We start from the raw sequence: 7,470 nt of genomic DNA, 5'->3' as shown, positions 1-7,470 counted from the left end.
CGACACATGGCTGAAATGCTGTATTTATCCTTGTTAGCAGTGATTATTTGCCTTTTTGTGCCATAATCACTGCCGCTTGCTTTAGGATGTCTAGCTGCATTTTGAGTTCTTTATTGTGCTTTCTAAGTGCTATTAGCTCTCGTTGTTCTTCTGTTAGATTATCAATCGATTTGAAAGAACCAGTTGTTTTGGCTTGTCTGACCCATTTGTCGAAGGTTGAGGGGGTTAAATCATATTCTTTGATGATCTCGCTACGTTTCATACCGGCATTGTGAAGGTCAACGATTTGTTGCTTAAAGTCATCACTAAATTGACGACGTACTTTTATAGACATATCTTTTCTCCTGTTTTTGATTACTATAGAACACTTTATAAATTCTGTCCAGTTTAGTGTAACCGATTCACCTTCAACCATTCTCAAGCTATCTCGTTGCTTGCATGCGCTGAATATGAATGGTTAAATAGACTTTTTCATCAATGCTCATCTCAAAATCAAAATTTTCTTTAACATAGTGAGCAATTTTTTGAGTACAACTAAAACTTTCAGGATAATTTTGCTTAACCTGTTCAAATAAGAAAGGATCATTAGCCCCTTGAACTACCCCATTAACCACACGCTGGGCAAAATACTGGAGATGAGTCACAAAACGATTGTAAGAAATGCTATCTTCTGCTACCATCTTTCCAAAATGCAAGCGAACAATTTCTAAAATATCAATCACTAATCGAGTTGCTTGTTGTGATTGATTAACATGACCATTTTCAGATTGGGCATTGATAAAATGCAAAGCGATAGATGACGCTTCATCATCATGAATAGGTAAGGTAAAATCACCACGTAAATGCTCCAGCATTTCTTGGGCTACCTGATATTCCTTCGGATAAAATTTGCGAACTTCCCATGCTAAAGGATTAGAAATTGTAACCCCCTGCTTAACCCGCGCCAACATGAAATGCAAATGGTCCGTTAACGATAAATGAATGTTACTACTAAATGAAACATTCAATGATTTTTCAGCACTGTCAATCGCTTGCAAAAAACTATTTAACTCATCGTTTGGTAACTGTTCATACAAATCTCTCAAATCAGAGGACAGTTTTCCCTTTTGAAGCACGAACACTTTTTCAATCTTGGATTGATCAATCTCATCACCAATCTTTTTCTGAAACCCAAGACCTCGTCCCATAACAATCAATTCTTGGTCTTGGTCGTCTGTCACTTGAATCACATTATTGTTATAAACTTTCTCGATGATCATGCTTTGCTCCATTTCTAATCCTTGTTATCATTATAACAAATCCTGAAAAGTCTGACAAAACACAAAAATAAATTTAGGACACCAAACAAGTTCTGCTAGAGATAAGTTTTGACTTATCATGACAAATCGATTATGTATTATGTTAATGAATACTCTAACTGGATCAGGCAAGAGGCCTGATGATACTTTCATTTTTAGTTAGTGTGCTTAAAACTAACGGTATGCCTTATAGCGTTTGTGGGGAAAAGTTGTTATTTAAAGAATATCTTTATACTTAGTTAATTTCAAAAAATAACATTTCTGATCTTTTCTTAAGTAGCGCGGACAAAAGCACCCTCCTTCAGCGTTTCATTCATAATTTTTGAGTCTGGCTCTCAAAAATTCCGTTATTAGTGACCGTGTTGCTGTCACTAATAATACCACTACGCGAAAATATCCTTTCAAGCTCACTTCGTTCGCTCTAAACTGCGGAATCTTATTTTGCTATTCGATACATCGTGTTATTTTTTGATTTTGGATGAGTATTAACATCTCTCAACAAACTATTTTTTATGCCTAAGCGAAACATTACTATAAAACCTATCAGTCAGCACCAGCCATTTACCCAGCACAAAAAGGATAGCTAAAAAGACTTAGCATCGTAGCTAATCATTCGCACAACGCTAAGTCCTATAAGTAAAAAAGGTGATGATTTGGAGTAAGTTCCTCGACAATTAGTTTGCTTGCTGTGGTCTTGCAGCATGACGCGTAATAAGCCTGAAATATACTAGCTAAACCTAAGGCTAACAAGAAGATTTAAACAGCTTAGTTTTGCGAGGCAAATTGACTCATATAAAGATCATGATAAAATCCTTTGTCAGCTAGGAGACTATCATGATTACCTTGTTCGATGATTTGACCATCTTTAAGAACAAGAATTTTATCAGCTTCTTGAATGGTAGAGAGACGATGAGCAATCACAAAGCTAGTCCGTCCCTGCATCAAACGGCGCATAGCTTTTTGAATTAAGAGTTCTAAGCGGGTATCAACGGATGACGTGGCTTCATCTAAAATCAAAATTTTAGGATCTGCCAAAAGAGCACGCGCGATGGTCAAAAGCTGCTTCTGACCTTGAGAAATATTACTTGACTCTTGGTTCATATCCGTTTTATAACCACCAGGCAAGGTACGGATAAAGTGATCCACATTGGCAGCCTTGGCTGCTTCAACAATCTCTTCATCAGTAGCGTATAGATTTCCAAAACGAAGATTTTCTTGAATAGTGCCTTCATAGAGCCAAGCGTCTTGTAATACCATACCGAACTGCTGACGAAAATCTTGACGAGACAGGTGACGAATATCGTGACCATCCACAGTGATAGAGCCTGACGTCACATCGTAAAAACGCATTAACAGATTGATCATCGTGGTCTTACCAGCTCCGGTTGGACCAACGATGGCAATCATCTCACCCGGTTTGACTTCCAAGTTGAAATCACGAATCAATGGTTTTCCTTCAACGTATTGGAAATCAACATGGTTAAAGCTAACTTGACCAGTTAAATCTGCTTCAAGCACTTCAGTCACTTCGTTAGCCTCATCTGTTTCATCCAGCACTGCAAAAATACGATCCAGTGATGATTTAGCACTTTGAAGTAAGCCTGCTAACTGTGAAATCGTTTGGATAGGTTGAGAAATTTGCCAAGTATATTGAACAAAGGCTTGAAGATTACCAACCGTTAATTTACCAGAGATGACTTGAAGCCCACCAAAAACGGCTAAAATCAGATAAATACTATCTGAAATAGCATGAAGAACAGGCATCATCATTCCTGAAAGGAAACTAGCCTTAAAACCAACTTCTTGAAGATTTTGGGTGATTTGACGAAATTCCTCAGCTGACGCTTCCTCTCGACCATACAGTTTAAGCACATTAAAGCCTGTTAATTTTTCTTGAACGAAACCATTCATTGCCCCCAGAGCATCTGCTTGCTTTTTAAAATAGGGCTGTGATTTTTTAACAATTGCTTGTGCTGACATATAGGTCAGAGGAATCATGATAATCACAATCATGGCTAATTTCCAATTGAGATAAAGAACCATACCAACAACCAAGATAATGCTTAAAAAGGCATTGATAATCTGCAAAAAGCTTTGTTGTAAAGCATTTGAAACCGTCTCAACATCATTGGTAAAACGACCCAGCATATCTCCAAATTGATGTTTATCAAAGTAAGACACTGGAATGGTATTGACTTTTTGGCTGAGATCATTCCGCAAATCTTTAATACTCTTTTGAACCGCTTTCGTCATAAAGTAATTAGAACCGTAGGATCCAATTTCATAAAAGAGAGCACGGACAGCATAAAGCACTAAAATAAAGGCAATGTAGCTAACATTGATACTCGCTCCTTCAACTCCCTTGGCAATATCCAAAAGATTGCTAGTGAGTTCTGTAATAATAAGCCCCAAGACAAAGGGCTCGAGCACATTCATAATGGCGCTAATCACTTTTAAGAAGATAGCAATATAGACCGCCCCTTGGTATTTTCTTAAATAAGACCAAAGGCGTTTAAAAACATGGGATTGATTTGTCATTAAGCTTCTCCTTCCTCTAAGTTTTGACTATTAAGCTGCGAGTTGGCAATTTCTCGGTAGATGTCATTTGATACCATCAACTCATCATGCGTACCGCGGCCAACAATCTCACCTTCATCAAGGACGATAATCTGATCAGCATCCATGATCGTACCAACACGTTGTGCCACAATCAAAACAGTTGCGTCTTCAGTTACTTCTTTCAAACGACGGCGAAGAGTGGCATCCGTTTTGTAGTCGAGCGCCGAAAATGAGTCATCAAAAATATAAATATCAGGCTTTTTAACAATGGCACGAGCAATGGACAAGCGCTGTTTCTGTCCACCTGACAGGTTGGAACCACCTTCAGCTAGATGGGTCTCATACCGCTTCTCACGACTCTCAATAAATTCCCTAGCTTGCGCAACATCGCTCGCTTCATCTAATTCTGGATGAGTCGCATCTGCCTTACCATATTTCAAGTTTTCTCCGATAGTTCCTGTAAAAAGGAGCGCTTTTTGTGGAATAAACCCAACTTTCTGACGAAGTGCTTTAAGATTATAATCCCTAACATCAACGCCATCCACTAAGATACGGCCAAATGTCACATCATAAAAACGAGGAATCAAGTTAACCAGAGAAGACTTTCCTGAACCAGTTGAACCGATAAAGGCAATGGTCTCACCTGGTTTAGTCTTAAAGGAAATATCATGAAGCACTGGTGATTCTGTCTCACCAGGATAAGCAAAAGTGACATTGTCAAATTCCAAATAGCCTCTTGTTTCCGTCTCTGTTATGCCATCTTCATTTTTAGAGATAGAAATTGACATATCCATGACTTCTTGAATCCGTCTACTAGACACCGCCATACGAGGATACATGGTAAACAGATTAGCAAACAATAGAAAGGAAAAGAGCGCGTGAAAACTGTATTCGATAAAGGCAACTAAGTCACCAATTTGCAAGGTTCCTTGTCTTAAAGGATCTAAGGCAAACCAAACAATAGCAACAATCATCGCAATAATAATTTGTACAAATAATGGTTCTGTCAATCCTGTCAAAATAAAGAGTGACTGAGAGGTTTCTGAGTATTCTTCATTTTTTCCATCAAAACGCTCTTCTTGAAAGGATTCTCGAGCAAAGGCTCTAATGACTCTAAGACCAGTGAGATTTTCACGGACGTACTGGTTAATTTTATCAAGTGTTTTTTGTTGTTTTTCAGATAAGGGTTTCGTTTTGATAGCCACATAAGCAACAACCCAGGCCAAAAACGGAATGGATACTGCAACAATCCATGCCATAGATGGGCTAGTCAGGAAAATCATAACGACTGAGAAAATCATCATCATTGGCGTCACCATACCAAGACGTAAGCTTTGTTCTGCAAATTGCATAAGTACAAACGCATCACTCGTCATACGCGTGACCAAAGACGAGATCCCAATTTTATCGTACTCACTATGAGAATAATCCTGAAGTTTATCATACATGTCATTACGCATGTCTTGAATCATCGTTGTGGTTAGTTTCCCAGCGGCGTAAGCCAAAACAATCCGGCCAACAATCCCTAAGATAACCACAATTAACATCATCCAGCCCCAAAAGTAAAGCTGGTTAACATCACGCGTGTTAATGCCTTCGTCAATCATTTTAGCCAAAATAGTCGGTAAGCCCAAATTGACCACAACAAAGAGAAAGGCTCCTACAATATCTAAAAATAACCACTTAGGGTATTTTTTTAAATAAGACCAAATTAATGCCATATCTTTCCTTTTCTAGTTTAGCTATCGTGCTAAACAAATACTACTTTTTCAAATCTTTCAACATCCAAATAGTCATCGCATGATGACCATTATCATTAGCCAATGGGCTATCTAATTGCTCAAAACCCAGACTTTCATATAGATTAACAGCTTGTGCTAGAACGTCTGTCGTTTCTAAATACATGTTATCATAATCCGCTTTCCTAGCTAAGCAGATGACTTGTTCCAATAAACGGCGGCCAATCCCCTTGTTTCTAGCTTTTTCAGTAACATAAAGTTTTTGAAGTTCACAAGTAGTTTCAGTGATTTTGCCAAAGCCTGCGCCACCTAGAATACAATCATTGTCACAAGCAATAAGATAAGCTGACTTAGTATCTTGATGATAAGCACCAGCCAGATCATCTAATGAAGGATCAAAATAGGCCGTCCCCGGTTTATCTAACCCTACTGCTTTTAAACTAGCACGAATAATCTCCGCCATCTGAGCATTATCTGCAGACTGAATCGGTCTAATCATCATACCTTACACCACTCTCTCCAAGGGATTACCAGCTTTATAACGCTTCTCAATGACTGCCAAGCGTAAGCGCAAGAGCATACCACAAGAAAAGAGGCCGGAGATTAGTCCAATCCAGTAGGCCTTGGGACCTAAAGTTGTCGTTAAATCAAGTAACCAGCCTACCGGAAGAGCAACAGCCCAATAAGCTGAAACACCAATAACAAATGGGTAGGTGGTGTCCTTGTAACCACGTAAAATTCCTTGAATAGGTGCCGCAAAAGCGTCAGCCAGTTGGAAGAAAAAGGCGTAAATCAAGAACTCTGTTGTCACCCTGATAAAACTATCACCCGAACCATAGAGATAGGCCACTTGAGTCCTGAAAAAATACAAGAAAGTCAATGTCACGACCGCAAAAACCATAGCTGTCAAACGCCCAATTTTAGCAAACTCACGAGCTGCCTTGTAATTCCCTGCTCCAATCTCAAAGGAAATGGCAATCGGCATAGTGATTGAAATGCTAAGCGGAAAAGCATAGAGAAGGGTCGTGAAATTCATGGCTGACTGGTGGGCTGAAATAATCTCTGTTGAAAATTTAGCCATGAACAAGCTAACCGTTGCAAAAATAGCCACTTCCGCAAAAATTTGCAAACCAATTGGTAGACCGAGCAAGAAACCTTGTTTCATTAATTGTTTATTTGGTGCCGTCCACTGCCAAACTTGAAAAGACTTGATTGTCGGATGAACAGCCATGACAGCTATTACCACTAGTAAGAGCAACCAATAAGCCAAGGCTGTTCCAAGCCCTGCACCTGCTCCCCCCATCTGAGGAAGGCCTAGTTTTCCATAGATCAAGATATAGTTGAAAAAAGAATTAAAGGGTAGCAAGAGCAACATGAGGTACATGGACAACTTGGTCAAACCCAAAGAATCAAAGAAAGACCGGCAGACACTAAATAAAAGTAAGGGCAATATCCCCATTGAAATAAAAGACAAATAACCTTGTCCAACCCGTACAACAGATGGTTCTAGATTAAAATGCGTTAGAGCTGGAATGGCTCCAAAATGAACGATAAGCCAAAGGACTGCTGACAACATCAAAGCAATATAGATAAACTGATGGAAATCGTCTTTGACTTTATGAAGATGTCGCTGTCCCAAGTGTTGTCCGATAATGGGGACCAAGGCTGACACAATCCCCGTTAACAAGGTAAAGAAAGGATTCCAGAGACTCCCCGCCATAGAAACACCTGCCAAGTCAACAGTACGATACTTACCTGTCATCATGGTATCAATGAAGGTTGCCGAAAAATTGGCAAATTGATAAATTAAAATAGGGAAAAAAAGCTTGAGGAATAAGCTAATTTTCTCCTTTAGATTGTCTGTTTGGTGCATA

At 39.1% G+C, this 7,470-nt stretch carries 5 protein-coding genes and 1 pseudogene; all 6 read right to left on the bottom strand.

What is annotated here, in order from left to right:
• Positions 1-334: pseudogene (locus ABP870_RS08310) on the bottom strand (transposase); the annotation flags it as partial.
• Between the two features lie 88 nt (positions 335-422).
• Positions 423-1,259: a BglG family transcription antiterminator LicT gene (gene licT, locus ABP870_RS08305; RefSeq protein WP_350014977.1), complete on the bottom strand. Its 837-nt coding sequence runs from the start codon at positions 1,257-1,259 to the stop codon at positions 423-425.
• A gap of 804 nt (positions 1,260-2,063) precedes the next feature.
• Positions 2,064-3,836, bottom strand: a complete 1,773-nt coding sequence (locus ABP870_RS08300) for an ABC transporter ATP-binding protein (protein WP_350014976.1) — start codon at positions 3,834-3,836, stop codon at positions 2,064-2,066.
• Entirely contained in the window at positions 3,836-5,578 is a 1,743-nt protein-coding gene (locus ABP870_RS08295; RefSeq protein WP_350014975.1) for an ABC transporter ATP-binding protein, read from the bottom strand. The genes ABP870_RS08300 and ABP870_RS08295 overlap by 1 nt, the downstream gene beginning before the upstream one ends.
• A gap of 40 nt (positions 5,579-5,618) precedes the next feature.
• A complete protein-coding gene (locus ABP870_RS08290; protein ID WP_350014974.1) occupies positions 5,619-6,098 on the bottom strand; it encodes a GNAT family N-acetyltransferase in 480 nt (159 codons plus the stop codon).
• A 3-nt stretch (positions 6,099-6,101) separates the two neighbouring features.
• The gene (locus tag ABP870_RS08285; protein WP_350014973.1) at positions 6,102-7,469 is read right to left on the bottom strand and encodes an MATE family efflux transporter; all 1,368 of its coding nucleotides are present in this window, start codon (positions 7,467-7,469) and stop codon (positions 6,102-6,104) included.
• Position 7,470: the final 1 nt, after the last annotated feature.

Source organism: Streptococcus jiangjianxini, from assembly GCF_040225085.1.
GTDB lineage: Bacteria > Bacillota > Bacilli > Lactobacillales > Streptococcaceae > Streptococcus > Streptococcus jiangjianxini.
Note: the sequence above shows the minus strand (reverse complement) of the source record. Positions and strands in the feature narration are given on the sequence as shown.

Bases quoted from the DNA above. Each gene is read 5' to 3' on its own strand.
- ABP870_RS08300 (WP_350014976.1), bottom strand. From the start codon at position 3,836: ATGACAAATCAATCCCATGTTTTTAAACGCCTTTGGTCTTATTTAAGA.
- ABP870_RS08295 (WP_350014975.1), bottom strand. From the start codon at position 5,578: ATGGCATTAATTTGGTCTTATTTAAAAAAATACCCTAAGTGGTTATTT.
- ABP870_RS08290 (WP_350014974.1), bottom strand. From the start codon at position 6,098: ATGATGATTAGACCGATTCAGTCTGCAGATAATGCTCAGATGGCGGAG.
- ABP870_RS08285 (WP_350014973.1), bottom strand. From the start codon at position 7,469: ATGCACCAAACAGACAATCTAAAGGAGAAAATTAGCTTATTCCTCAAG.
- licT (WP_350014977.1), bottom strand. From the start codon at position 1,259: ATGATCATCGAGAAAGTTTATAACAATAATGTGATTCAAGTGACAGAC.